Below are 22,989 nucleotides of genomic sequence, written 5' to 3' on the forward strand. Positions count from 1 at the left end.
GAAATGGAGCTTATTGGCGAAAATAAAGCATTTGGGGGACAGCATTTGCGCTATACCCACAAAGCTGAAACCACACAATGCGACATGACTTTCGCAATCTTTCTTCCCCCATTTGCCTCGAAAGAGAAACCGGTTCCGGTTCTATATTGGTTGTCGGGCCTAACTTGTACCGACCAAAATTTTATGCAGAAAGCCGGTGCAATGAAACTGGCAGCGGAACTCGGCATGGCTATTGTTGCGCCTGATACATCGCCTCGTGGTGAAGGGGTGCCAGACGATGAAGAAGGGTCTTATGATTTCGGTTTAGGAGCAGGCTTTTATGTGGACGCAACACAAGCACCGTGGGATAAACACTACAATATGTATAGCTACATTGTTGATGAACTGCCGGCGCTTATCGAAAGCGAATTCCCTGTGACTAAAGAGCGGGCGATTAGCGGACATTCTATGGGCGGACACGGTGCGCTTGTTATCGGCATGCGTAACCCAAACAAATTCGTTTCAGTATCAGCATTTAGCCCTATTTCGAACCCCTCAGATTGCGCATGGGGAGAAAAAGCATTAGGCAGATACCTAGGCGAAGACAAGACAACGTGGAAGGACTACGATGCATCTTTGCTGTTAGCAAGCAAAACCCATAGCGTACCTTTACTTGTTGAGCAGGGCACAAAAGATGAGTTCCTGCACGAACAGCTAAAGCCTCAGTCTCTGGTACATGCTGCTCAACAATCCGATACGCAACTTACGCTGAATATGCACGAAGGTTACGATCACAGTTACTTCTTCATCGCATCGTTTATTGAAGAGCATTTAGAGTTCCATGCGGGACATATGGGCTTAATTTAAGCGTGTAAATTTAAGCTAAGATGTGCACTAAAAAGCCGGAACAGGTTCCGGCTTCTTGTATCATTTTGCATAAAAGACTGCAGATTACCTTAGTTTTCGTGCAAGCGAGATGAATTCATCAATCGCAACGGGTCGCTGATATAAATACCCTTGGCCGTATGCGCATTGATGATTTTTCAGAAACAGCTGTTGCTGTGGCGTTTCAATGCCTTCTGCAATGATTTTGATATTCAGATTATTTGCAAGCCCAAGGATAGCCTGAACGATAGCTTGATCGTCGGTGTTTTTCTCTAGTTCACTCACAAAAGAACGGTCAATCTTAAGCTCATCAATGGGCAGTTTTTTCAGATATACGAGTGAGCTAAAACCGGTGCCGAAATCGTCAATCGATACAGTAATTCCCATCGCTCTAAGCTCGTTAAGCAAAACAGATACTGTGTCTAGGCTATCAACGAATACGCTCTCAGTTAATTCGATAGACAAGTTCGAACCTTTTAGTTGGTGGTCTTCCAGTGCGCTTTTAATTTGATTTAGCAGAGTTAAATCTGATACTTGGCGACCTGATATATTAATGGCTAATCTAATGTTTAGATTAGCTGCCTGTAACGCTTCAATAGCATTACAGGCTTCATTAATTAGCCATTCGCCAAAGGGGAAAATGAGTTCACTTTTTTCTGCCAACGGAATAAATACTTCTGGCGAGATAAACTTACCTTCAGGCGTTATCCACCTAGCGAGCGCTTCACACTTTACGACTTTACCAGAAGAGAGAGCGACGATGGGCTGTAAGAAGAGTTTTAGCTCGCTATTTTTTATGGCACCGCGAAGCTTCGTTTCAAGCTCATTAATGGCACGATGCTGCTCGTGAAGTTCCTCGCTGTAAGCGAGGGCGATGTTCCTTCCCTGATATTTAGCGGCTTGAAGTGCAATATCTGAACATTGCAACAGCGTTTCTGATGAAAAGCTGTCCTGTGGAAAACTCGCCTCACCAATATTAACACCTAGGTTGGGCTCGTTGCCGTTAATTACGGTGTAGGGCTGAGTGAGCTTAGTTACAAGCTGTCTAGCATACTCGGTAGTGCTTACATCTTTAAAAGTATCTATTCGTTTTACGAGGGCAAACTCGTTACTGCCGATTCTTGCAGTGAATCCGCTGTTACCAACGAAGGTTTGTAGCCGTAAAGCAAATGACTTTAAAATCTCATCCCCAGATTGGTAGCTCAGCATCTCATTAATCTTTTTGAAACCGCAAATATCAATGATAAATAACTTAAAAGGGGTATCTTCCTGTACCAGCCGCCTTACCGTGCTGGTAAACGAATTGCGGTTGGCAACTTTAGTTAACGAATCCATGCCGCTAGCAGTAAGTATATTTTTTTCTTTGTTGTGTATGTGCGTGATGTCGGTAAATAGGTATACCCAGTGCGTGAGCTCATCGTCTTGCAACACTGGATGAATGGTAACCTGAAGCCAGACTTTATAATCGTCAACCGGCTGCCAATATACTTCACCTTGCCATGGCGCTTTGCGCTTTACTAATGCCGGTAGAAAAGTAGATGGCGCATCGATGTCTTTTATCAGCTCGCTGATACGGATAGAACTCGGTGTGGTGCTATTACAAAGTAGAAGTCTGTGTGAAGCGTTATTATCAAGAACTAAGGCGCCTGCATTGTCTAGAATAACAACGCCCGTTTCTAGATTATGTATAGCTTGTTGTATTGGGGGGACTAGCTGTTGTAATCGGGTATTTTTGCGCAATACATTGTTCAATTTGTGCCTAATGTACTCGTGCTGCCCTACAATTTCATGGTGGCTTAACAATAGTTCACGGGCTGCTTGCAGCGTTTGTTGCTTTTCGTCAAATTGCTCTTCAACATTTTTAAGAACGAGATACCGAGAGCCTGAGCCACTATTTATAGCCAATGCTTCAAGGCGCAAAACCTGATGATCGCTTTGCTCTGTCCAAAAGCCCGAAGATAGCGTAAGCGAGGTATTCCCTTTCCAAACCTCATCGGCGTCAATAAAAAAGTCATCTAAAAAGAGAGAGGAGATATACTTCTTTTGCAGTTTGTTGTTTTCGTCAAGCGAAACAACGTCAGCTAACCATGGAATTTCCGGTGTTAAACAGTCAATCTCGGTTTCAGAATTGCACTTAAACAACGCGCAGTTAGTAATGCCCAACGCATTCAGTAAATGGATATCCATGTCTTTCTCCTACCAAAATGCAATTGTATTAAATAAGTTTTCTACATTTTCACCAGTTTTCGCACTTGTTTTGGTAAGTGATGCAAACCTCTGTGCGTAATTATCCAACTCCTCCTCACTCCAATGCCAACTGGTAGGTAGGTCAGTTTTATTCACCACGAAAAAGGCGGGAATGTCAGGGTAGTGCTCTCGGGCGAGCTCAAGAATTTCTATGCCCTCAAGTAAGGATTGAGAGCGAGTTTGGTCAACCACGATAATATAAGCACTGGCGCCGCGAAGGTAGCGGGGATTAAACCCACAGTATCTGTCGATACCCTCTAAGTCCCAAAGTAGAAGCTGAACACCTCGTCCTTCTTTATTGACTTGCTTTTTGTCGATTTTTACGCCAATGGTTGTCTTGTACTTTTCAGAAAAAATACCTTCAACGAATTGTTTTACTAGGCTTGTCTTGCCAACACCAGTGGGGCCTAAAATACAAACTTTTTTCTGTATCACCGCAAAGTTTCCTTACTATTGCTCACTGGATATTAAAACATTTAACATAACTGAACGCCCCATTGATGCTTTCTGCAACGGAAGCTCACCTAAACTTACAGGTATAAGGATATCACTTTCAATGCCAAGTGAAATTAATGAATTCACAACATTCTCTGCTCTTTTTTGGCTCAAGGCGCGGTTGCGAGCGCTTGACCCTGAATTGTCACTGGCGCCCATCACAACAATACTAACAACAGTGCTTGCCTTGTCTGCAAGGGTTAATAATTGTTTTATGTCGTTTGCCAGCGCCTCTAGTTTTGCTAACTGTACTTCAGAAAGCGCTTCTTGGTTAGTAGCAAAAAGTACACTTTGTGAAGAAACCTTGTTCACTAGTCGATTTAACGCGGCTTTTTGAAGTGCTGCATTATCAACTTCATAAGCTGCTTGTACATTAAGTGTATCTGTATCAACCGCAATCGCTGAAATACCCGGGATCGCACCTATTTGCTTAGTTAGGTTGATTGCCGTGGGAGTAAACACTGTGCCCGATATCACAAAGCGATGATTATCATCTTTTTCAATTGAAATGCTTTCTGATTCGCTCAGTGGATAATCCCTAACAAGACTTTCAAGTTTGCGTTCGACCACACCGGGTTTTAAAGACACAAATGGCTCTTCAATAATGGTGATCTTGTCAGCATCAATGTCACTGTCATTAAGCCATTGTTCGATGTTGGTAGCTACGGGATCTCGGAGTACTTTAGCGTACACGTTCCCATTAGAAACATATGTGTCTGTCACTATGATACCCGGCGGAGGAGTAAGCTCGTGCAAATCACTTTTTAAAATACTGAGTGACAAGCGCATAAACGACAGTACTGCAAGCGCAGTAAAAATTACAACTAGCACTGCAGCGCCTATCATACGTTTTGACTTTTTACCTTCGCCTTCCTTTCTCTCACTGACTAAGCAATCTGCAAGAATAGTCTCACAACCTTCAAACGGGGCATTGTCGCCTTCATAATTAATTAAAGGTTGTTGGTAAAACTGATGAAATTCCTCCAAAGCTTGCTGAAGCTTACCCCGTACTTCAGGAGGAATACTTCCAGTAACTGCAGCAACCAGCAGTGCTTGCGGACCAATTTTTATCAGTAGCGTAAAATCTTCTGTTTTTATCTCACCCAGCTCGTTGTCTGATTCGGTGGCGGTGACGCCAAACGCATCAGCTACGAAGTCATTGATAGCCACTAACATCGATGAAATCAGGTCGGCATCTTTCTCTTTTTCAGGGTCTGATGAAATACTATGGAGTAGGGTGCCGGTTTCTCGATGTATGACAAGAAGTTGCTGAACTTGGTACTGATAAATTTGCGATGCAACGTATTCGGAATATTTAATTCCTGATTGCCACGCTTTAAAACGCCAGGATACACTTTTAGGGCTGAAGCTGTTTTCGATTAGTGCGTTTGTGCGCTCGACAAATTCTACAAGAAATGAAGACACTGCCTTTCTTACCAGCGTACCGACTAATGGGTAAAGTGTGCCGACGATCTTTTCGCTATTGGCTTCTATAGAACGGTGCAGCGACTTTTCAACAAGGGGAACTAATACCTTATTTACCGAGCCATCTTTTGTTTCTCGATCAAGCAGCGCTTCGGAGACAACATTAGTCACGATGCCTTTGGCATCGCGCTGCAATTTTTCCTGAGTGAACTTGTCATCCCGTCCAATAAGCAGCTCTCTGACTTTCTCAAGAGAGTTGTCCTGCAATTCAGACGGCGGCACCTTGTCACTCATTAATTAATGGTCGGTAGCGAGGTTGGTTGCCATGGTTGAAAGTAAGTTTGCCAGTGTTTTTCTGTCAGTTTTACTTTCTGAAAGTTCGCTAGTAACCTGCTGTAGCTTTTCTAACAACTCTTGATGACGTTTGCTAAATAGGTTGTCTAGTGATTCTAGTTCTTTCACAACATGAGCTTCTAGCGCGTCGTTATCGTTTTTAGCAGCTGTTTCAGCAATCTCTAACTCGCTTTGCAGTTTGTCAGTCGTGTGCTGAAGCTGTTCTTGCACGTTACTGTTATTGTCATTAGCGCTGGCTAGCTGATTAGATAATTCCGTGATCTGGTCATCAATAAGTTTGCGTATGTCGTTAAACTGACTATCAAGGTGTGTGTTCAATTTAGCGAAGCTGTCATTTACACGCGACTCTAGAGCAGAAAGATCTGCGCGAAAAGCACGGTTCGTTTGGCCAAATAATATTTCTCTAAGTTGAGCAAGCTCATCAGCGGGTTGAGGAGCGCTTTCTGTTTTAGAAACGTCTTGCGCGTGCTGATCCTTCGGCTTCATGTCCGCCATAAAATGTCTCCGGGAGGCGCAGTGTTTAGGGTTTTATATACCTATATACTGCTATCACATTTTTGTTTGTGCTAATAATTTTGACTATTACTTTATACAATAGCGGCTAATCGCTAACTTTGAAATACGCAAAAAGCATAATAGTGGCGAATACCTATAAAAACTCCTCAATCAAAAACAACTTCTTTTCAGTAAGTTAACCTATTCATGATTATCAATTAAAGATATGGCAAATCAGGCTGTTTTTTATAAGGGGCGATTAAGTCTCTTAAATAATAGAAAGCGACATTGTATTTTTATTGAACATAGGTACTATACGCCGCTCTCGTGCAAGCGAGGTCTAAAGGTACCAATTGTTTCTGAGGTTATTGTCGTGTCTATCACCCCATTAAATCGTAAATTCTCTGTCGCTCCAATGCTGGATTGGACGGACCGCCATTGTCGCTACTTTTTACGATTAATGTCTAAGCACACGCTGCTTTACACTGAAATGGTCACTACAGGCGCGATTATTTACGGTAAAGGCGATTACCTTGGTTACAACCAAGAGGAGCATCCAGTGGCTGTTCAGCTAGGCGGAAGTGAGCCGTCTGATATGGCCAAGTGTGCCGAGTTGTCTCAAGAGCGCGGCTACGATGAAGTAAACATAAACGTAGGCTGCCCAAGCGATAGAGTAAAAAACGGTAGCTTCGGTGCCTGTTTGATGGCGCAACCTGAAGTGGTAGCTAGCTGCGTTAAGGCTATGCAAGCTGTGGTAGATATTCCCGTAACTGTAAAATGCCGTATTGGTATTGACGACATGGACGAAGATGAAGACTTTGCTCGTTTTATCGATATAGTGGCAGACGCAGGCTGTGACACCTTTATTGTTCATGCAAGAAAAGCGTGGCTACAAGGTTTAAGCCCAAAAGAAAATCGAGAAATTCCGCCTTTAAATTACCCTAGGGTTCACAGACTAAAACAGGCGCGCCCTGAATTATCAATTAGCATTAACGGTGGTATTAAAACACTCGCCGAAACCCAGCAACAGCTAGAGACCGTTGACGGTGTTATGGTTGGCCGCGAGGTTTACGCAAACCCCTATATCATGTCTACCGTTGATAAAGACATATTTGGCGATGCTAATGCACAGAGTCTGTCACGTCGTGAAATAGTACTTCAAATGCAGGAGTACATTGAGCGCCAAGAGGACCCGTATTTTAAGCCATGGCATGCAGCTCGCCACATTCTGGGCCTTTATCAAGGGCAAGCGGGTGGACGAATTTGGCGAAGATACTTAAGCCAAAATGGTACAGGCAAAAATCCAGATCCTAATTTACTTCTAAATGCCTTAGATGCCGTAGAGAACGCGCAAAAAGAAGTTGCTGAATACAATAGTCAAAAAGGCTAATAACTTAGCGCTTTTGACTAAAGTTTAATATTTGTTCAATAGTCACCAAAGCTCGCATTTTTGCGGGCTTTTCTTTAAATTTATATAAATCAGCTACTTAAGTTACTTTTAAGGAGTTGGCACATCTCTCGCAATCCTCTAAGTATCGCAACGACAACGTGTTGTTGCACTGACTAAATTTAGAGGGATAACATGAAAACTTCACTAATCGCAGCAACTTTACTGACAGCAAGCATGGCAAGCGGTGTAGCAAATGCAGAAGAGTCAGTGCTTCAAACATTTTTGACGCATGTAGTTTCAAATGCAGTAACTACAACTACACAAGAAATAAAGTCTGATGTGTACCAAGCAGTGGCTAATGCTACCTATCATTTTGAGTTGAGCCCTCAAGAGGTACGTGGAAACGGGAAAGTAAGTGTTACCGACTTAGCGGTAACGGAAGCTGACAACCGAGATACAGATAAAGACGCTGATTAACCGTCAATCAGCATCGATAAAAGCGCCTACGGGCGCTTTTTTTATGCATGTTTAGTAATGAAATAAGTTTATAAGGGCACAGTGAAAATGCCGTCAAACCGGAAGTGGTCAATTTAACAATAGGATTGGTTAAATACACTAATTTATCGTATCTAAACGTAAAGTTAAAAAGCAGTTTTAAGCTCAAAATTTAATAAAAAACATATATATCAATAATTTAAATAAATGGCATAGTCATTGTAATACTAAAAGTGTTGAGGAGAACTCAGTCAGCGGCAACTAGCAGTGAGTACAAGAGAATAAATGCTGGAAGCCACAACACTACTTTTAACGGAGAAAGAATCATGGGTATGTTTTCACGCATTAACGATATTGTTCAAGCAAACATCAACGCGATGTTAGATAAAGCTGAAGATCCAGAAAAAATCATTCGTTTGATTATTCAAGAAATGGAAGAAACCCTGGTTGAAGTTCGCACCGACGCGGCGCGCTTTATTGCTCAGCAAAAAACGCTAGCGCGTCATATGGAAGCAGCAAACAAACAAGTTGATAGTTGGCAACATAAAGCGCAAATCGCAATGAACAATGACAAAGAGTCTTTGGCAAAAGCGGCACTTATAGAGAAGCAGAAGTATGTTTCCAAACTTGACTCTCTTAAAGAGCAAGAAGCGCAACTAGCTGAAAGCATCGAAAAGATTCAAGGTGATACTGCAAGACTGAACAGTAAATTGGCAGAAGCCAAAGCTAAGCAAAAAACCTTAGTTCAGCGCAAAAATTCAGCGCAAACACGCTTGAAAGTGAAGCAAGCTGATCACGAAGGAAAAATAGACGATGCAATGATGCGTTTTGAAAGCTACGAACAGCGCATTGACCATCTTGAAGCGCAAGTAGATGCATATGACTTAGCGAAGTCGAGTGAGGCAACATCACTACAAGCTGAGTTCGATGCAATGGAAGCAGACGAAGCGATAGAAAAGGAACTGGCAGAGCTTAAGAAGAAAAAGGTCGCCTAAGCGACCTTTGGTGCCGCCAACTTATATTGTAGATATCGAAAGAAACATTTTTGGAGAAGATGATGAAAGTACCATCACAGAAGCGAATTTATAGAGACCTTGATTCTGGCATTATTTCAGGTGTGTGTGCAGGTGTTGCACGTTATTTTGATATCGATGCAGTATGGGTAAGAGCGGCGGCGGTAGCAGGTTTATTTATCGCAACCCCCATCACGCTAGTGGCTTACGTGGCTGCCGTTATCCTACTACCGAGATTAGTGTAATGAAAAACTTTCTAATTGCACTGGTTATTGCCATTGTACTGGTTAACTGTTTGGGTAGCCTTGTAGATAGCTGGCTAGGTATGCATCTTGTCATGTCTGACGAACTGCTTAGCCCTTGGGAAAACGTGGCCGTGCTTTCGCTAATTGGGGTTGCCCTTGCTGTTGTTGGCTTTGTTGTCGCAATAAGTGTTGTTGGAACGATTCTGTTAGCGCTTGGCGCCGGCTTCCTAGCGCTACTTGTTATGGGCGTTAGCGCTTTCTGGCCAATTATTCTTATCGGTATTGCACTATATGCGCTGAAAAATCGCAACTCTGCTGCTTATAAGCAGCAAAATGATACAAACATGCATCATACTTTATAATTAACATAAATAAATTTATATTGTGTTAACGTAGTAAAAGATGGTGTTATGTCGATAACCGTCATAAAGGTTTCGCATTTTTCACATAATATTAGTTGTTTCAAATAGCTGACCATCGTCGGCTATTTGTTATTTAAAAGGAAGGTTGGTGTTTATATGAGACAATCTATTAACTCAAAACGAATAGCGATTGTCGCTGTGGTAATCTTTTTACTTTTCTGGTTAATCGGTTGGTATTGGAGTTTATCTCCAGACACATTTGACGTCAGAAAGCGCTTGGAACAGAACTCACCCGTTGAGAACCCTACAAATATAGCGGGTTACACACTAACTACCACCATGATTGATGTGTCGGAAACCTTGCTAGATAAGCCTGGTGGGTATCTTTCAAATGATGTCATTCCACCCGGTGTTTTTTTAGATAATATGCCGGCTTGGGAGTTTGGAGCATTAGAAATGGTACGAGACCTCGCGCTATCAATGCGTAAGGATTTTAGCCGTTCTCAATCTCAATCAATTGAAAACCCATACCTGACAAAAGCTCACCCTAAATTCAATATGGACCATAAAAGCTGGGCATTACCTTCGTCTGAATCTAGCTATGCTGAGGGTATCGAACTTCTTAAAAAGTACCGAGACGAGTTGGCAAACACACGTAATTCAGACAGTCAGTTCTATACCCGAGCAGATAACCTGCGAGAATGGTTGAAGCAGGTTGAAAAACGGTTGGGTAGCTATTCACAAAGATTAAGCGCCAGCGTAGGATCTGCTAGAGTTAATACAGATTTAGCTGGTGACGCTAACGCGAAGCAATCTACACCTAGTACCAGTCAACGCGTTGTACAGACAAGCTGGTGGAAGTTAGACGATAATTTTTATGAAGCGCGTGGCGCAACATGGGCTTTACTACACTTTCTTAAAGCCGTAGAAATTGAATTTATTGATGTGCTAGAAGATAAAAATGCTTTAGTAAGTCTTCAGCAAATCATTCGCGAACTGGAAGCAACACAACAGTCTGTTTACAGTCCGATGATTTTAAATGGCAGTGGCTTTGGTATGTTAGCTAATCACTCTTTAGTTATGGCTAACTATATTTCTCGCGCAAACGCTGCTTTAATTGAAATATCAGAACTTCTTAATCAAGGATAATTAATGAAAAAAGGTCTTATAGCTGCCGCATTGGGATGCGCATTATTTTCAGTTTCATCTCAAGCAGACACTATCGCAGGCGTTTATGTTGGAGCTCAAGTTTGGCAAACCGACACGCAAGGCGGTTTTGCAGATAGCAACAACACTGCTGATTTCAACTTTGACGATGAAACCAATACGGCGTTATATATTGCCTTTGAACACCCAGTGCCTTTTTTACCGAATGTGAAGGTAAATCACACTACGCTAGATAATTCAGGCACTACTGCGCTTGATGCCAACTTTACTTTTGATGATCAATTGTTTACCGAAAGTACTGTGGTCAATACTGACATCGAGCTTGATGCAACGGATTTCATCTTGTACTACGAGTTATTCGATAACGACTTGGTTAGCTTTGATCTTGGTGTAAATGCTAAGTACATCGACGGTGCGTTGTTTGTTGTCGATACAGCAAGTGATACCAGTGGCTCGGCTGAATTTTCGGGCATAGTACCAATGGCATATTCGAAAGTTCAGGTAGGGCTTCCGTTCACTGGGCTATCTGCATATTTTGAAGGTAGCTATTTGTCATTCGATGACCACGAGCTAAGTGATTATCAAGCGGCAGTTCAATATTCATTTATTGAAAGTTTAGCAGTCGATATGACCCTTCAAGTTGGATACAGAAACGTAACAGTTGATATTGAAGACCTTGATGATGTTTACGCCGACATGGAATTTGACGGTGTATTTGCAGGCTTAGAACTCCACTTTTAAGCTTTAAGTAATTGTTTTTAAAGGCGTGACTGCCTGTGCAGTTCACGCCTTTTTTGTTTTCCGAGGGTAACGTTTAGGTGCGTTATTACTTATTCACTTAGTCATTAGCACTTTCAGTAATAAAAAAGTTTCATTTATTCTTTTCTCTTCTTGAAGAAAGCCGTTAGCCTTAGCGCCATTGATAAAAGGCTAAAAGACTATGTCACAAGATTCTAATTCGAACTCAGCGCCAGGCGCGGTATTAAACGAACAGCAGTGGAATGCCATTACGCAAGCCATTGCAGGCTTAAATCGTGATCAACTTACTTGGGTAAGTGGCTATGCAGCAGGCATGGCGGCTGCGCAAGGCGGCTCGGTTGCCCCTGCTTTACAAAGCGCCCCTGCGGTAGCCGGTGATGCGCCAACGCTAACTATACTGTATGGCTCACAAACAGGTAATGCGAAAGGTGTGGCTGCGCAGTGTCAAGCCAAAGCAGAGGAAGCAGGCTTTAACAGCAAGCTTGTTAGCATGGCTGATTACAAGCCTCGCAACTTAAAAGCAGAAACCCACGTAGCGGTATTTGTAAGTACCCACGGTGAAGGTGATGCACCCGATGATGCCATCGAACTGCACGAATTCTTAGCGGGTAAAAAAGCCCCGAAGCTTGCGAACACTAAATACGCCGTTGTGGGGTTAGGTGATAGCAGTTACGAGTTTTTCTGCCAAACAGGTAAAGACTTCGATGAGCGCTTAGGAAAGTTAGGTGGTAAGCCTATTGTTGAGCGCCTTGATTGTGATGTTGACTATGAAGCGGAAGCCGAAGCATGGTTAAACAAGCTTATTGAATCATTAAAAGATGATTTTAGTGCGGCACCACAGGCAGCGGTAGCGGCGCAAACTGGCGCAGCAGTGCAGGGTGTAGCAGCACAGACTTACACCAAAAAGGCACCGTTCAAGGCAACGTTGATTGATGCCCAGAAGATTACGGGTCGCGATTCAGTTAAAGATATCCGTCACATTGAAATAAGCCTTGAAGATAGTGGAATTACCTACAAACCAGGTGACGCGCTAGGCGTTTGGTTCAAGAACGCTGCTTCTTTGGTATCAGAGCTTATTAGTATTTTGTCGTTAGATGGCAATGCTGAAGTATCTGTAGGTGATGCGACAATGTCGTTAACTGATGCATTAACGTCCAAGCTTGAATTAACCTTAAGCTACCCTAATTTCATTAAGTCTTATCAAGAAGCGACCGGCTCTGAATCGTTAGCGACCTTGATGGAAGATAAAGCGCAGCTGCGTACTTACATGGCTGAGCGTCAAATCATTGATATCGTGCGTGACCACCCAGGTAAGCTGTCTGAACAGCAGCTTGTTGATGCATTGCGCCCATTAACACCACGCTTGTACTCAATAGCATCGAGCCAAGCTGACGTTGAAGATGAAGTACACTTAACGGTAGCTCACGTCGACTATGAAGCGTTTGGCCACCGTCATCAAGGTGGTGCGTCTGGCTTCTTGTGCGAATATTTAGAAGAAAATGGTGAGGTAGAAGTTTTCGTTGAAAACAACGATAACTTCCGTTTGCCGGAAGATCCTAATACGCCAGTGATCATGGTAGGACCGGGTACAGGTATTGCGCCGTTTAGATCTTTCATGCAAGAGCGTGATGTGCAAGGCGCTGAGGGCAAAAATTGGTTGTTCTTCGGCAACCCTAATTTTACGCAAGATTTCCTATACCAGGTAGAGTGGCAAGGTTACGTTAAAGAAGGTCTGCTAGATAAAATTACGCTTGCATTCTCTCGTGACCAAGAAGAAAAAGTATATGTTCAGCACCGCTTATTAGAAAACGGTAAAGGAGTGTACGAATGGCTAGAGCAGGGCGCACACTTTTATGTGTGTGGTGATGCAATGCACATGGCGAAAGATGTAGAAAACGCCTTAATCAATATTGTGCAGGAGCACGGCGGAAAATCTGAGGCCGATGCTAAAGCCTATATTGTAGAGTTACGAAAAGCGAAACGTTATCAGAAGGATGTCTATTAATGAGTAACGAAAAATCACCATTTATCGTTGAGGGCAAACTGGCTGACAACGAGCGTCTAAAGCGCGAGAGTAATAATTTGCGCGGTACCATCACTACCGATCTTAAAGATGATCTTACCGGTGGTTTCACAGCTGATAACTTCCAGCTTATTCGCTTCCACGGTATGTACCAGCAAGACGACCGTGACATTCGAGCAGAACGTGCAAAGCAAAAACTTGAGCCGCTTCATAATGTGATGCTTCGCGCGCGTTTACCGGGTGGTGTTATCACGCCTGACCAATGGCTAGCGATTGATAAGTTTGCAGCTGACCACACCATGTATGGCAGTATTCGTTTAACCACTCGTCAAACTTTCCAGTTTCACGGTGTGTTAAAGCCTAAGATCAAGTCTATGCATCAAATGCTAAACAAAGCTGGCATTGACTCGATTGCGACGGCAGGTGATGTAAACCGAAACGTACTATGTACGTCTAATCCAGTTGAATCTGAGCTTCACCTTCAGGCATTTGAATGGGCTAAAAAAATAAGTGAACACTTACTTCCCAAAACTCGCGCGTATGCTGAAATTTGGTTAGATGGTGAAAAAGTTGAGACCACTGAAAAGCCTGTTGAGCCTATTTTGGGTGATAACTATCTGCCGCGTAAGTTTAAAACTACCGTGGTTATTCCTCCGCAAAACGATGTTGATGTTCACGCAAACGACCTTAACTTTGTTGCGATTGCAGAAAATGGTCAGCTAATTGGCTTTAACGTGCTTGTTGGTGGTGGTCTAGCAATGACCCACGGTGATAAGAGTACGTATCCGCGTAAAGCCTCTGACTTTGGTTTTATACCGCTGGAAAACACGCTAGACGTTGCCGCTGCGGTTGTTACCACGCAGCGTGATTGGGGTAATCGTGTTAATCGTAAGAACGCGAAAACCAAATACACCTTAGAGCGTGTTGGCGTAGACAACTTCAAAGCTGAAGTTGAGAAGCGCGCAGGCGTGACTTTCCAAGATAGCCGACCTTACGAATTTACCGACCGTGGTGACCGTTTTGGCTGGGTTGAAGGCATTGACGGCAAATACCACCTGACTGTGTTTATCGAAAATGGTCGTATTTTGGATTACCCAGGTAAAACGCTAAAAACAGGTTGCGCAGAAATTGCCAAAATACATAAAGGCGATTTCCGTTTAACCGCAAACCAGAACTTGATTATTGCTGGTGTTCCACCCCAGGACAAAGACAAAGTAGAAGCCTTAGCTCGTGAGCATGGCCTCATTGCGCCAAGTGTTTCTAATCAGCGCCTTGATTCAATGGCCTGTGTTGCATTGCCAACTTGTCCGCTAGCGATGGCTGAAGCTGAGCGTTACCTGCCAGATGCTGTTACCGAGCTAGAAGGCTTGCTTGCCAAACACGGTTTAGAAGAAGACAGCGTTATCTTCCGCGTAACTGGCTGTCCTAATGGCTGTGGTCGCGCGATGTTGTCTGAAGTTGGCTTGGTAGGTAAAGGTCCAGGCAAGTACAACTTGCACCTAGGGGGCAATCGAGAAGGTACGCGTATCCCACGTATGTACCGAGAAAACATTAGTGAACAAGAAATCATGGCAGAGTTAGATACGCTGCTTGGTCAATGGGCTAAAGAGCGTGAGAGTGGCGAGGCCTTTGGTGATTATGTTGTTCGCGCTGGTGTTGTAAAACCAGTAGTAGACTCCGCACGGGATTTCTATGACGAATAATACAGCAGAAAAGCAGCAACCACTTACGCTTGATATCAGCAAGGAAGACCTTGCTGATATCAACGATATGTTGGAAAAAATGACAGCGCAAGAGCGAGTAGCTTGGGCGCTGGACAACTTGCCCGATACTCATATTGTGTCTTCGAGTTTCGGAGCGCAGTCGGCAGTTATGCTGCACATGCTGACTCAAGCACAACCGGATATCCCCGTTGTGCTCACTGATACCGGGTATTTGTTTCCAGAAACGTACAAATTTATTGATGAGCTGGTTGAAAAGCTTAATTTAAACTTGCACGTTTACAGCGCAAAAATGTCATCTGCGTGGCAAGAAGCTCGATTTGGTAGGCTTTGGGAGCAAGGCATCGATGGTATTGAAAAATACAACAAGATGAACAAAGTTGAACCAATGCAGCGTGCTTTGGGTGAACTGAATGCGGGTACCTGGTTCGCAGGGTTGCGCAGAAGTCAATCTGATACCCGTGGCAAGCTGCCAGTGCTTCAAAAAGTAGGACAGCAGTTCAAGCTTTATCCAATTATCGATTGGAGCAATAAAGACCTTCATTATTACCTAAAAGACAATGATTTATCTTATCACCCGCTTTGGGAACAAGGTTATGTGTCTATTGGTGATTGGCATACAACGCAGTCGCTGCAAGAAGGTATGAGTGAGCAGGATACCCGCTTCTTCGGGTTAAAGCGCGAATGTGGATTACACGAATTTGGTGACGGTATTTAACTTATGTTGAATACCTCGCCCAATACTTTTTTCAATTCTTGTAAATACCTTTCGTTAGAGGATTTAGTAACCAGTTTGTAAAGCTCACTGCCTACAGAAGTAAACTTGTAATAAACCAAAGCAGCCCCAGAAGTTTTACATGTAAGCGTTATATTCTCATTAACACATCGCCATGTGACCTGTTGCCCCTCTACATATTCTCCACTCTCGATTTCACTGGCATAAATTAACTTCATTTCCTGCAGCGACAATAGGTCTGGGTAACTAAGTCCAACAGAGGCTAAATTTAATTGTTCTGGAATGGTTTTTTTGAGAAACGAGAGCAGACCTTTACGTTTATGATACCCCACCAATATGCGCGGTACGGAATCATTACTTTTTCGACTCGCTACGTTAACTGCCTTATTAAATACTTTGGCATCTCTGTGCGTGAGCGTTTTGAGCAATTGCAGAGTGCGAAGTGAAAAACTACCGGGATGAGCGACCTCAACGGCAAAAATCTTGCCCCACAATTCTTGCATTGGTTGGCTGTAAATTTCCTCGGCCATGGTACTAAAGGCAAAAAACCAATCTGCATCAAGATTATCGCTAGTTTGTTCGTTGATTGAAACATTTAGTGCTATATTTAAAACAGACTGAAGATTGCTCGCTTTTTGGGTTTCTAGAATTTGTTTCCTTCGTTCCAGCGCATGTTTTTGCTTTTTAGGATCAGGAGACATCATAGAAGGGCTAATACCCACTCTAGCAAACCATGACAACATGCGTTGGCGGCTCGCATCCGCTTTGATAGAGCTCGCCATTTTATCAGCAGCGGGGTTGTCACTAGGCGCTTTCGCGTTACTGACTTCCGTGTTCTGAGTTTTTTTAATCTCAGGGGGCAAATGCTGAGGTGTAATCTTCATATTGATTTAAATAATTGAATGTAAATTAGCATGTAACATGAGAGCACTATTGCATTGCGTAACCCATTTATCAATGCGATTGTCTCCTTAATACAGTAAGTCGTGCATTCTTGTTTTGTATGTATCGGGGAAATGAGCGGTAATGTCGGCAATGGATTACGATAACGACGAGTTAATTTTTTTAGATGACGATGATTCAGTTACAGAGCCTGTATTATTGGGCAAAGACTGGAATATTCTTATTGTCGATGATGATGAGGAAATTCATACGGTAACACGTCTTGCGCTATCTGATCTCACCGTAAACGATCGCAAATTAAACTTCATTCACGCCTATTCTGCAAAACAGGCAAAAGAAAAACTTCACGAATTCGGTAACAGTATCGCTATCATTTTGCTAGATGTTGTGATGGAAACCGACGATGCAGGCTTTGATGTCGTTAAATATATTCGTGAAGACATGAAATTGTACGAGCCTCGTATTATTTTGCGTACAGGACAGCCAGGTTATGCACCTGAAGAGCAAGTCATAAAAATTTACGATATTAACGACTACAAAACGAAAACGGAACTTACGCGCTCCAAGCTCCTTACAACCATTATTTCTTCGCTGCGCTCTTACCAGCAAATTGTAACCATTAGTCAAAGTCGCGCTGGCTTAGAAAAGATAATTACCTCGTCCGCGAATTTGTTTGAAGAACATTCGGTTAAGGAGTTTTGTGAAGGGGTTGTTACGCAAATTAGTTCTCTTATAGGCCTCGACTCTGAAGGGCTGCTATGTGCCCGAGCCGGCTCCCTTTTAGACCAAGACGACGAACAAGTGTATGTCCTTGGTGCCGCGGGTGAATATGCGAAATTTATCAATCACCCGGTCGTAGACGTTAACAACATTGAAATTGAAGAAAATATAAGTCGTTGTTTACGGCTTAAACAGCACATATTTGAGGCAACCTGCTCTGTGCTTTATATAAGTCGCGCAGGGTTCGAAGCCGCCGTATACGTCAGGCAAACTCACGAAATCAGTGAATTGGATAAAAACCTTCTAGAAGTATTCTTATCTAGCATTTCGGTAGGTTATGAAAACGTCAATTTGTTTCATGAGTTGAGAAACGCTGCCTTTAGAGATTGGTTAACGCGTTTGCCTAACCGTAACGAATTTATCAACATGCTTGATAAACCTCATCTGTTTGCGGGAGAAAATTATACTGTTGCACTTATTGATGTAAATCATTTTTCTGATATCAATGATGGTCTTGGCCAAGAGGTTGGTAATGAGCTTTTACGAGCAATTAGCGAGCGCTTTCATTCTTCGCTAGATGTTTCTGTTCAAAAGGGCCGCATAGGTGCCGACGTGTTTGGTCTTATTGGCCCGGATGAACTAGTTTGTCCTAAATCAATCAACAATATTTTTCAGTCTTCATTTCTGGTCGGTGATCACACCCTACCTGTAAACGTTACTCTTGGACTATGTAAGCTGGATAATAAACGTCACATTGGTATCGAAATTTTAAAGCGTACTAACATCGCGCTAAATCGCGCCAAGAAAAACCTGACTGATAACTTTGAATATTATGCCAAAGATATCGAAGATCAGACAACTTGGCGCCTTGATATGATTCGCCAACTTCGCAGTGATTTTGCGGCACGTAAGTTGGAACTGTGGTTTCAACCGCAGGTGGATTTACTGAATGAAAAAGTGGTGGGTATGGAAGGCCTACTTCGCTGGCCCGATGGCGAGGGCGGTTATATCTCTCCTGCTGTCTTTGTTCCGTTGGCCGAGTATTCTGGGCTTATTGTTGATATTGGTGAATGGGTTTTGGAAGAGTCATGCCGACGCCTTCAAGCGTTAAAAGACAAGGGCTACGGGCATCTTAGAGTTGCTGTTAACATCTCTATTCCACAATTTCGCGACAGGTTATTTGTGGAGAAAGTAAAACAAGCACTTTCCAAAGCCAACTGCGACCCGAACTTATTAGAACTCGAAATAACAGAGAGTGTGGTGATGGATGAACCACAAATTGTTATTGATGCTTTGCGCTCGCTAAAAGAATTCGGCGTTAAAATAGCTATTGATGACTTTGGAACAGGCTTTTCCTCCATGAGTTATCTACAGCAGCTACCGCTAGACCGGCTAAAGGTTGATCGTTCATTCGTTAAAGATATTAAGCCAGGCGCAAGTGCAGTGTTAGCTGAAACCATAGTAACGCTGGGGAACAAGCTAGGCTTACTGACTATTGCTGAAGGCGTGGAAAAAAGAGAGCAGGCGAGTTACATGATAAAGCTCGGCTGTGACGAAGCTCAGGGGTATCTATATGCGAAGCCCATGCCGTTCGACGCGCTCTTAGCGTTTCTTGAAGAGCACGACTAAACTTTCAATACAGACTCGATCGTGTGTCGCAACCTAGGGAGGATATCTAAATCAAACCAAGGATTTTTTGCGAGCCACCTGTTGTTTCTACCAGATGGGTGGGGTAGGACAAAGTGTGTTTCAGTCGGACTGCGTACAGCTTCAGTTAATGTTTTGTATTGTGGTAAGTAATACTGTTGCGAGTATCTACCTAGGTAAAGCGTTATTTTAGGTTCTAAATAAGAAAGAAATTGATTGTGCCACGTAGGTGCACATTCTTTTCTGGGAAGAGCATCAGCGCCGTTTCTAAAACCTGGAAAGCAAAAGCCCATTGGCATAATAGAAACTAGCCGCGGGTTGTAAAAGGTCTCTTTAGAAACCGATAGCCAATCGCGTAACCGATCTCCGCTCGGATCCGCAAAAGCCTTATCATTTTCATGCGCTTTCATCCCCGGTGCTTGTCCAATAATAAGTATCTTGGTTGGTGCAGCAGTGCTAAAAATAGGGTTGGGTGTGTGCGGTAGATAAGGGGCGCATAGCGTGCAATTCTTAGCTTTGGCAACCAATGCATCGTGCCCTTTCAAAATTTTCTCCAATTATTTCTTCTTGTCATACTTCTGTCATATTAGTGTGATCTAAATTTGACTATCTAATGTATATACAGTATGTTTAATAGTGACAGTAGTAGACTGTAGCACAGGAGAAGAAACATGCGTAAAGTAGTACTAACATTAGCTCTATCAGCAGCCTTTGGTATTGCGCATGCGGAATCTGGTGAGAACCAGCTTTTCGATTGCATGGATGCGAAAACATTCGAAATGAATAACCAATGTATGTCTGATCAAATCGGCAATAACATTCGTTTCCGTGATGCACAAGCAAAGCTGATCGACATTGCAAGCGAAAGTCAGGGTGACTACGCTATTGCAACAATGACATTCGATCAAGAAAATATGCACATCGACATCGTAGCACATAAAGACTCGCTTAACGCGCTTGCTGCGAACCGTAACTAATTTTTAGTTAACGCATATAAGCCGGCGACAATTTCGCCGGCTTTTTTGTATCTGTTAAAAAATCCTATTTAGCCCATTGATGGCAGCAACACGATATGCTTCCGCCATGGTTGGATAGTTAAATGTAGTGTTAACGAAGTAGTCTATGGTGTTGCCTTCACCTTTTTGCTGCATAATGGCTTGGCCGATATGAACAATCTCTGAGGCACGTTCGCCAAAGCAGTGAATTCCCAAGATCTGTTTTGATTCACGATGAAACAAGATTTTCAAACTCCCTGTCTGCGTTGACGCAATTTGCGCTCTGGCCAAGTGCTTGAACTGGGCTCTACCCACCTCATAAGGTACCTTGGCTGCAGTAAGTTCTTGTTCTGTCTTACCTACCGAACTAATTTCCGGAATGGTGTATATACCAGACGGAATATCCTCTACCAATGCAGAGTGTGTTTTAATGCCAAGCATGGCTTCTGCAGCAAAGCGTCCTTGATTATAAGCTGCTGATGCTAAGCTTGGATAACCAATCACATCGCCAACTGCAAAGATATTGTCTACGTCAGTCTGATAATTCTCGTTTACTCTAAGCTGGCCTCTACCATCAGCTTTTAAACCAATATTCTCAAGTTTCAGGGTATCTGTGTTGCCCGTACGCCCGTTGGCAAATAATAAGCAATCGGCCCGCATGCGCTTGCCTGACTCTAGGTTCAAAATTACCGAGTCATCGGTGGCCTCAACCGAAGAATAAGTTTCGTTGTGGCGAATAAGCACGCCGTTATTCCATAAATGGTAGCTAAGCGCATCAGATATTTCGTCGTCAAGAAATGAAAGTAGGCGATCGCGCATATTAACCAGATCGACTTTTACTCCCAAGCCTCTAAAGATACTGGCATATTCCGACCCAATTACACCTGCACCATAAATTATGATGGACTTTGGATCGTGATCTAAAGATAAGATGGTGTCAGAGTTATAAATACGGGGGTGATTAAAATCGATATCTTTCGGACAATAGGGGCGCGAACCTGTGGCTATCGCTATTTGTGCTGCTGTGACCGTGTCCTTCGATCCATCTTCTCGAGTTATTTCCAAGGTGTGGGCATCGACAAAGCTGGCTTCGCCATGAAACAAGGTAACGCGGTTCCTATCATAAAAAGAAGAACGCAGGCGAGTTTGACTTTTCACTACACCACTAGCATGGCGCATGATGTCTGAAAATGTAAGGCTCTTACTTAAGTGGTTGTCGGCAAACAGGGGAGACGTATTGTATTCAATAAGACGACTGACAGAGTGACGAAGCGCTTTAGACGGAATGGTTCCCCAATGAGTACAGCCACCGCCAACAGCTTCGTAGCGTTCTACCACTGCCACTTTTTTACCGGCCTTGGCAAGCTGCATTGCAACACCCTCTCCACCGGGGCCAGTGCCTATAACTATCGCATCGTAATGATACGACGGAGCTTTAGTTTTTTGCTTCGTTGCCATGTTATCTTCCCGTATTATTACTTCTATGATGTGGCGTCTGAAATCACAATAACCGCCATAATTCAGTTTATGATGTAGTTTGAACATCGAACTTAGTCTAAAGCTAAGCTGTTTATGCCAACCTTACAAACTCTAGTATAACTACCTTACTTGAAGTGTCATTCAAACTATAGATCAAAAAAAACCACATAAGCATAGACTTATGTGGTTTTCTACGAATACAAGAGTAAAGAAAATAGTTACGCCATTTGAAGCGACAAACTCTGCAATTGTGTCCATTTTTCTTTCTGAACAGCAAAGGCGTGTTTCAGCTCTTTGTATTTATATGCAAGCTCAAGCCCTTCAATACTCCGCTTTAAGGTGCGTTGCTTAACGCGCATTACGCGTTTTTTCGTGGCATAGTATTCACTCATACGCTGCATCAACAAGTCGTACTCTTCTTGAATAGTATGCATCATTTCTTCCGCGTTCGGCAGAAGTGATACTTTTTCACTTGCTCTTTGAAGCTGCATCGCCGCAAGCGCTTTTTCGATACGCTCTTCAGGTACCTTGCGAAGGTTCGACGTTAAACCTACAAAAGACAGGCCTCTGATTAGCCACTTGGTAGGATCAAACTGATACCAACGAATGCCATTGCGGTAGTCGTACTCAAATATGTGATGATAGTTGTGATAACCCTCACCAAAAGTGAAGAATGCTAAAACGCCATTATCACGTGCCGTATTCTTATCAGTGTAAGGCTGACTACCCCAGAAGTGAGCAAGTGAGTTAATGAAGAAGGTAACATGGTGAACTAGCACCAAGCGCAATACACCAGCTACTAATATCATGCCCATGACGTCGCCGTTCAGATAACCCAGCAGACCAGTGATACCAAAGTTAGCAGCGAGTACGATAGGCAAGTAGTATTTGTGCTGCCACATTACAACGCTATCTTTTTGTAGATCTTTACAGTTGCTGTAATCATCGTAACGCTTAGCTTGATACTCGCGTAACATCCAGCCGATGTGCGCAAACCAAAGCCCTTTCTTTGCAGAGTAGGGGTCTTTGTCGTTGTCATCTACATGGCGATGGTGAACGCGATGATCTGACGACCAGTGCAAAATACTATTTTGCAGGGCCATGGCACCACCAATAGCTAATACAACACGAACTACAATGTTGGCATCGTAGGTTTTATGTGACCACAAGCGATGATATCCAGCAGTTATCGACATGCCGGTGAAATAGAATAGGAATATAGCGGTACCGATTTCTGCCCAATCGATACCCTGATATGCCACCCATAGCGGCACACCTATAAATGCAATTGCGCCCGATATTATAAATACCAGCATATTCGTTAGGATAAGAGGAGGTTTTTTCATTTTATACAACTTGGCTTACAACTGTTCGCTAATTTATCTTTTTACGAGGCTTCAGGCAAGCAAAACCAAGATAAGTTCTGCTTACATGTGTGAAGTTTAATTATAGCC

The 22,989-nt window shown here is 43.1% G+C and carries 21 protein-coding genes; 13 read left to right on the forward strand and 8 right to left on the reverse strand.

Annotated elements, in window-relative coordinates:
• The first annotated feature begins 3 nt into the window (after positions 1 to 3).
• A complete protein-coding gene (gene fghA, locus ACXAFM_RS12565; RefSeq protein ID WP_474834735.1) occupies positions 4 to 846 on the forward strand; it encodes an S-formylglutathione hydrolase in 843 nt (280 codons plus the stop codon).
• Positions 847 to 930: 84 nt separating this feature from the next.
• Here the strand turns inward: fghA and ACXAFM_RS12570 are convergent, their stop codons facing one another.
• The 4 genes from ACXAFM_RS12570 to ACXAFM_RS12585 are packed head-to-tail and all read right to left on the reverse strand — an operon-like array spanning position 931 to position 5,880.
• On the reverse strand, positions 931 to 3,051 hold the full coding sequence (locus ACXAFM_RS12570; protein WP_474834737.1) for a putative bifunctional diguanylate cyclase/phosphodiesterase: 2,121 nt from the start codon (positions 3,049 to 3,051) through the stop codon (positions 931 to 933).
• Positions 3,052 to 3,060: 9 nt separating this feature from the next.
• Positions 3,061 to 3,546, reverse strand: a complete 486-nt coding sequence (locus ACXAFM_RS12575; protein WP_474829914.1) for a Rab family GTPase — start codon at positions 3,544 to 3,546, stop codon at positions 3,061 to 3,063.
• A gap of 15 nt (positions 3,547 to 3,561) precedes the next feature.
• Complete coding sequence (locus ACXAFM_RS12580; RefSeq protein ID WP_474834739.1) at positions 3,562 to 5,325, reverse strand: OmpA family protein; 1,764 nt, start codon at positions 5,323 to 5,325, stop codon at positions 3,562 to 3,564.
• A 3-nt stretch (positions 5,326 to 5,328) separates the two neighbouring features.
• Positions 5,329 to 5,880, reverse strand: coding sequence for a hypothetical protein (locus tag ACXAFM_RS12585; RefSeq protein ID WP_474829918.1), 552 nt, complete (start codon positions 5,878 to 5,880; stop codon positions 5,329 to 5,331).
• A gap of 415 nt (positions 5,881 to 6,295) precedes the next feature.
• Here ACXAFM_RS12585 and dusA point away from each other — a divergent pair, with 415 nt between their 5' ends.
• The 10 genes from dusA (at position 6,296) to ACXAFM_RS12635 (ending at position 15,773) form a co-directional block, all read left to right on the forward strand.
• A complete protein-coding gene (dusA, locus tag ACXAFM_RS12590) occupies positions 6,296 to 7,270 on the forward strand; it encodes a tRNA dihydrouridine(20/20a) synthase DusA (RefSeq protein WP_474835557.1) in 975 nt (324 codons plus the stop codon).
• Positions 7,271 to 7,462: 192 nt separating this feature from the next.
• Positions 7,463 to 7,747 (forward strand): hypothetical protein, encoded by a 285-nt coding sequence (locus ACXAFM_RS12595; RefSeq protein ID WP_474834741.1) that lies wholly within the window; start codon positions 7,463 to 7,465, stop codon positions 7,745 to 7,747.
• Between the two features lie 344 nt (positions 7,748 to 8,091).
• Complete coding sequence (gene pspA / locus ACXAFM_RS12600; RefSeq protein WP_474834743.1) at positions 8,092 to 8,760, forward strand: phage shock protein PspA; 669 nt, start codon at positions 8,092 to 8,094, stop codon at positions 8,758 to 8,760.
• Positions 8,761 to 8,822: 62 nt separating this feature from the next.
• The gene (locus tag ACXAFM_RS12605; protein WP_025254029.1) at positions 8,823 to 9,023 is read left to right on the forward strand and encodes a PspC domain-containing protein; all 201 of its coding nucleotides are present in this window, start codon (positions 8,823 to 8,825) and stop codon (positions 9,021 to 9,023) included.
• A complete protein-coding gene (locus tag ACXAFM_RS12610; protein ID WP_474804843.1) occupies positions 9,023 to 9,385 on the forward strand; it encodes a hypothetical protein in 363 nt (120 codons plus the stop codon). Before ACXAFM_RS12605 ends, ACXAFM_RS12610 begins: the two co-directional genes overlap by 1 nt.
• A gap of 156 nt (positions 9,386 to 9,541) precedes the next feature.
• Positions 9,542 to 10,534: a DUF2333 family protein gene (locus ACXAFM_RS12615; protein ID WP_474834745.1), complete on the forward strand. Its 993-nt coding sequence runs from the start codon at positions 9,542 to 9,544 to the stop codon at positions 10,532 to 10,534.
• 3 nt (positions 10,535 to 10,537) lie between these two features.
• Positions 10,538 to 11,293 carry a TIGR04219 family outer membrane beta-barrel protein gene (locus ACXAFM_RS12620; protein WP_474834747.1) on the forward strand — a complete coding sequence of 252 codons (756 nt, stop codon included), beginning with the start codon at positions 10,538 to 10,540 and terminating at the stop codon, positions 11,291 to 11,293.
• Positions 11,294 to 11,492: 199 nt separating this feature from the next.
• Positions 11,493 to 13,316, forward strand: coding sequence for an assimilatory sulfite reductase (NADPH) flavoprotein subunit (locus tag ACXAFM_RS12625; RefSeq protein ID WP_474834749.1), 1,824 nt, complete (start codon positions 11,493 to 11,495; stop codon positions 13,314 to 13,316).
• Entirely contained in the window at positions 13,316 to 15,037 is a 1,722-nt protein-coding gene (cysI, locus tag ACXAFM_RS12630) for an assimilatory sulfite reductase (NADPH) hemoprotein subunit (RefSeq protein WP_474829981.1), read from the forward strand. Before ACXAFM_RS12625 ends, cysI begins: the two co-directional genes overlap by 1 nt.
• Positions 15,027 to 15,773 carry a phosphoadenylyl-sulfate reductase gene (locus ACXAFM_RS12635; protein ID WP_474834750.1) on the forward strand — a complete coding sequence of 249 codons (747 nt, stop codon included), beginning with the start codon at positions 15,027 to 15,029 and terminating at the stop codon, positions 15,771 to 15,773. Before cysI ends, ACXAFM_RS12635 begins: the two co-directional genes overlap by 11 nt.
• Here ACXAFM_RS12635 and ACXAFM_RS12640 read toward each other — a convergent pair.
• Positions 15,770 to 16,573 carry a TIGR03899 family protein gene (locus tag ACXAFM_RS12640; protein ID WP_474834752.1) on the reverse strand — a complete coding sequence of 268 codons (804 nt, stop codon included), beginning with the start codon at positions 16,571 to 16,573 and terminating at the stop codon, positions 15,770 to 15,772. The two genes, ACXAFM_RS12635 and ACXAFM_RS12640, sit on opposite strands and share 4 nt — an antisense overlap.
• Positions 16,574 to 16,817: 244 nt before the next feature.
• Here ACXAFM_RS12640 and ACXAFM_RS12645 point away from each other — a divergent pair, with 244 nt between their 5' ends.
• Positions 16,818 to 19,043 (forward strand): bifunctional diguanylate cyclase/phosphodiesterase, encoded by a 2,226-nt coding sequence (locus ACXAFM_RS12645; RefSeq protein WP_474829987.1) that lies wholly within the window; start codon positions 16,818 to 16,820, stop codon positions 19,041 to 19,043.
• Here ACXAFM_RS12645 and ACXAFM_RS12650 read toward each other — a convergent pair.
• Positions 19,040 to 19,618, reverse strand: a complete 579-nt coding sequence (locus ACXAFM_RS12650; protein ID WP_474834754.1) for a uracil-DNA glycosylase family protein — start codon at positions 19,616 to 19,618, stop codon at positions 19,040 to 19,042. The genes ACXAFM_RS12645 and ACXAFM_RS12650 overlap by 4 nt on opposite strands.
• Positions 19,619 to 19,732: 114 nt before the next feature.
• Between ACXAFM_RS12650 and ACXAFM_RS12655 the strand changes: the two genes are divergently transcribed.
• Positions 19,733 to 20,038 (forward strand): hypothetical protein, encoded by a 306-nt coding sequence (locus tag ACXAFM_RS12655; RefSeq protein ID WP_025254039.1) that lies wholly within the window; start codon positions 19,733 to 19,735, stop codon positions 20,036 to 20,038.
• Positions 20,039 to 20,092: 54 nt separating this feature from the next.
• Here the strand turns inward: ACXAFM_RS12655 and sthA are convergent, their stop codons facing one another.
• A complete protein-coding gene (sthA, locus tag ACXAFM_RS12660; RefSeq protein ID WP_474834756.1) occupies positions 20,093 to 21,514 on the reverse strand; it encodes a Si-specific NAD(P)(+) transhydrogenase in 1,422 nt (473 codons plus the stop codon).
• A 239-nt stretch (positions 21,515 to 21,753) separates the two neighbouring features.
• Positions 21,754 to 22,881 (reverse strand): acyl-CoA desaturase, encoded by a 1,128-nt coding sequence (locus ACXAFM_RS12665; protein ID WP_474834757.1) that lies wholly within the window; start codon positions 22,879 to 22,881, stop codon positions 21,754 to 21,756.
• Positions 22,882 to 22,989: the final 108 nt, after the last annotated feature.

Source organism: Alteromonas sp. ABD4_190 (genome assembly GCF_056160105.1).